Origin of the sequence: Frankia canadensis (genome assembly GCF_900197875.1) — a bacterium.
Lineage (GTDB): Bacteria > Actinomycetota > Actinomycetes > Frankiales > Frankiaceae > Frankia > Frankia canadensis.
The window spans coordinates 1-4,301 of the sequence record NZ_FZMO01000296.1 but is presented as its reverse complement, the minus strand read 5'-3'; the positions used below and the strand labels follow the sequence as shown (position 1 = coordinate 4,301).

At 76.8% G+C, this 4,301-nt stretch carries 1 protein-coding gene and 1 pseudogene; both read right to left on the bottom strand.

Annotated elements, in window-relative coordinates; all coding sequences use genetic code 11:
- Positions 1-848, bottom strand: a pseudogene (locus C1A33_RS21105) (hypothetical protein); the annotation flags it as partial.
- A 221-nt stretch (positions 849-1,069) separates the two neighbouring features.
- On the bottom strand, positions 1,070-4,301 hold a 3,232-nt coding region (locus C1A33_RS21095; RefSeq protein WP_133150762.1), incomplete at its 5' end, for an ATP-binding protein.

Sequence of the window (4,301 nt, the reverse complement as noted above, 5' to 3'; positions counted from 1 at the left end):
GCCTCGCTGACGGTGGTGATCAGATCGGCGTGCAGGGCGCGGCGGTGCGGATCCGCCGCGCCGTCCGCGGTGGGCTCGAAGGCGTCGGCGACGAGCTCGCCGGCCTCCCGCGGCCCGAGCCCGTCGAGCAGGGTGACCTCGTCGAGCTGGCGGGGCAGGTCCCATGACTCGACCGGGCATGAGGCCTGGCCGACCACACGGGCGAGGCCCCCGCCGACCGTCCGCTCGCTGAGGTCGACGAGCAGGATGCCGGTGCCGCCGGCGAGCACGGAGCTGCCGGCGGTCGCGAGCAGGCTCGCCCAGCCGTTGCCGTCCCCGCCGAACACGTCGACGCGGGGTGCCAGCGAGGGCATCGTGATCGGGTAGAACCGGCTGGCGGCCTCCCGGCGCCGCTCGTCGGCCCGCCGGTGGATGTCGACCTCGGACTGCCAGGACGCCATCGCCGCCTCGTGCCGCTGGCGGGCCCGCTCGGTCAGCAGCGGCGTGCGGCTGCGGGCTCGCCGTAGCTGGGCGTGGCGCACCAGCGGCGGCAGGCCCGCCAGCGCGGCGAGCGCGAGCCCCGCCGGTACGAAGAAGAACCCGCCGTCGGATGCCAGCACGGTGCCGAAGACGACGAAGACGACGGGCAGCAGCATCCGTACCCACAGCGACCGCAGGGCGAGCCGGCGCCGTTCGGTCATCGCCGCGAGATCCGGCAGCGGGGGTGCCGACCAGGCGGGCGGACTGTCGGCGACGGGACTGGGAACCGGCGGACCTCCGTCCACGAACTCCCAGCCCCAACGTTCCCGCGCCACGTAGAGGCCCCGCACGAGCTGGGCCTCCGCCGTCGCCAGGGCCGCGTCCCCCATCGTTGCCCCCCGCCTTGCCAGTCCCGCCTGCCCACCACCGCGCGTCGTACGCACTGCGCCGCGCACTGCGCCGGCTGGTCGCGCACGGGCTGGTCGTGACCGGCCAGCCGGGCCGGGACCGCGCGCGATGGCTGCCGCACCAGAGCCAACTACCGGCACGCGCCGTGGTGAGATGGAGTCTTTCAGTACAGAGTATGGCCCGTCGTGTCCGAACTGTCGCCTTATGCGGTGTCACGTGCTCGTTCCCGGGCGGTGCGTGAGGGTGCACCGGACGGGCTGGGCGGCGCTGCGGCGGCCTGGTCGACGAGGTTGGCGATCTGGCTGGCAAGGTCGGGTAGCCCGGGGCCGGCGCAGGCGCGTTCCAGGGCCGTCAGGACGCGGCGGGCGTCCGTCCCGCCGGCGACCGCACGCACCGCGTCGGCCAGTCCGCTCGCCTCGGCGTCGCCGACACTGACCCGGTCCGCGTCGTCGGCGTAGATCGGGCTGGAGCGCAACCAGGCCAGCTGCGCGCCGAGGCTGTCGCCGGTGATGGCCAGGCCGCGGTCCTGCCAGGCCGCGGTCAACGGGTGCGGCGCGGCGTGCGCACCCCGGCGGCGCACCGCCTCACCGAGCGCGTTGCGAACGTCCTGCCAGCGGTAGACGCCCGCGGTCAACCGCCGTGCGTCCCGGCTCGGCTCACCCGCCCTGTGGGCACCGGAGTCGGCGTACGCGCCAGCGCCGGTGTGGACACCGGCGTGGGGCTCGGACCCGGTGCCGGTGCGGGTACCGGACCCGGTGCGGGTACCGGAGTCGGCGCCGGTATGGGAAGTGCGGACGCCGGGCTGGGCGTCGGCGCCGTTCGGTGGCCCGGGCAGGGCGAGGAGGCGGTGCACAGTGGTGTGCAGGGCGGCGGCGAACTCGTCGGGGTCGACGTCGGCCCGCAGGTGGGCGGCGCGCGCGCTGGTGGCCCGGTCGACGGCGTGCGCGAGCAGGCAGTCGAGACGTCGGCGCGGATGAGTGGCCAGGATCGCGCGCAGCGCCGGCGACGGGGCGAACGGCTCCACGCCGAGCAGGTGGCCGAAGCCCATCACCTGGTGTGCGGCGATCGCCTCCACCCACAGCACCAGCAGCGGGACCCGGGCGGCGAGCGCGGCGGTCTCCGTCTCCTCCAGGGTGCAGGCCCGCGCGGCGGTGCAGTCCGATCCGCAGCGGGCGCTGCGCCGTCCGGCCAGCGGCACCCGGTCGTGGCGGGCCAGGTCCGAGGACTCCCGGTCGTCGCCGGCGACCATCCGGGCGAGGACGGGCCGGTCCATGCCGTCCACGCTCACCGCCGCGACCCCGGGGGGCAGGGCGACCACGACCTCCGACTGCTCCGGGCGTAGGTTCATCGTCGCGCCGACGGCCTCCCGGTCGTCGGCCGCCGGTAGCCGATGCATCACCTTGAGCGCGGTGTTCTTGACGACGTCGGGGAGGATCTTGGCGGGGATCTGCTCCACCACCACGAGCCCCTCGCCGTACGCGCGGATCTCCGCGAGCAGCGACGCGAACAGCTCCACGGCCGCCGCCGCGGGCCCGTCGGTGACGTTCTTCAGCAGCCGGTGGGCCTCCTCGACGACGAGGACGTGGCGCAGCCCGCCCGCCCCGCGCGCGCCGAAGCGGACCCGCAGATGCTCCACGATGCGGATCAGCACCGCGCCGAGCAGGAACGCCTTGTCCTGGTCGCTGGTGATGTCCTCCAGCTCGAAGACCACGTTGCGGGTCAGCAGCGCGCCGATGTCGAGGGGGTGGCCGCCCTCGAAGAACCGCCCTGGGCTCCCCTCGCGCAGGCTGCCGATGCGGACGTCGACGAAGCCGCGCACGTCGGCGGCGAGCTCGGCGCCGTAGCCGATGTCCTCGACCACGCGGGTGGCGGTGCCTTGCAGGTCGCCGAGGGTGGGATAGCGCCGGGGCGCCTCGACGAGCGGGTCCTCGTCCGGCCCGGCGACGCGGAACCGGGGCCGGTGCGGCGGCTGCGGACGGTCGAGGACGAGGTTCCAGCCCAGGTCGCGGTAGCAGGCCGTCAGCGCCCGGGCGAGTACCTGGGGGAACGGCTCGTGCGCCTCGAAGGCGGCGAGGAACAGCGCCCGGACCAGGTCGACGTGGCTCTGCAACGGAAACCCGGCCTCGGGCTCCAGCGGGTTGAGCGACGCGGGCGGCGCGTCGAGCCGGCCCGGTCTGATGACGAGCACCTCGCCCGGGTCCGCCGCTCCGGCCGGCCGCCTGGCCGCCGCGCTGACCGGGCGCAGCTCCCAGCCGGTCGGTTCGGGCGCCGCGCCGGTCAGGTCGGCGAGGCGACCGGCCATCCGCGCGTACTCGGCCTTCGCCGGTTCCAGCACCAGCCAGGGCACCGGGCGGCGCGCCCGGCTCAGCGACTCCAGCAGCGACCGCACGGTCTGCGACTTGCCGGATCCGGTGGCGCCACAGACGAAGGCGTGCCGGTTGAGCGTGGCCCGCGCGACGGTGAGCGCGCCCGCCGCGGACCAGCCGGCGTCGAGCACGTCACCGAGGCGGATGGCGTCCGGCGCGCCGACCGGGTCCGCGGGCCCCGCACCCGCCGGGCCCTCCGGGGTGACGTCGAACGTGTGCGGGGTGACGAGCGTGATGCCCGGCAGCTCACGGGCCGGCGGGCGGGCGAGCGCGGCGAGCAGCTCCGCGCCGGCCCGGAACGGGCTGCGGGCCGCGTCCCACGCGACGGGCGGCGGTGGGCTGCTCGACCAGACGCCCGCGAGCGAGGTCACCGGGCCGAGCGGGCGCAGCGTGTAGGGCAGCTCGTCCAGGTCACTGGCGCTGCACAGCAGCGCGGCCAGGGAGAACGCGCCGGCCTGGCTCGCCCCGCCGACGAGGATCTCCACGTCCCACATCCCGCTCGCCGCCGCGCGGCCGAGCTCGCGGTGGCGCTGCTCGGCGCGTTCCAGGTCGAGACGGGCGTCCTGGTCGTGCTCGCGCATGCGCAGGGCGGGGATGGCGCGGGCGAGCGCGTCGCGTTCCGCGGCCAGCTGGCGCGGGAGTACCGGCCAGGCGAGGACCAGCCACGCGAACGGGCCGACGAGATGGGCCGCGTGGTCGTCGAACGAGCCGCGCCGCGGGCCGCTGGGCGGCTGACCGCCGCCGGCGCCGTCGCCGGACCGGCTCGGCGGACCGGACGCCCACAGCGCGTCCGCCGCGCCGCCGCAGCGCAGCCAGCAGGGGAACCGGGCGAGGTCCGCGAGGACGGCGCCCGCCGGCAGCGCCGACGCCGTCGCCCCGGGTGGGTACAGCAGCGGCGCCGGCGCACCCGCCGGGCCGGGGCCCGCTGGGACGGCGGCCTGCGTGGGCGCGGACGGCAGGACGGGCAGCCCGCCCGCTCCGCCGGCCGACCACGGATCTGGCGAGGGCCACCCGGTGGCAACCGGCGAGGCGGTCCGCGCGAGCACGGTGGGGGCGGGGGACGCGGGC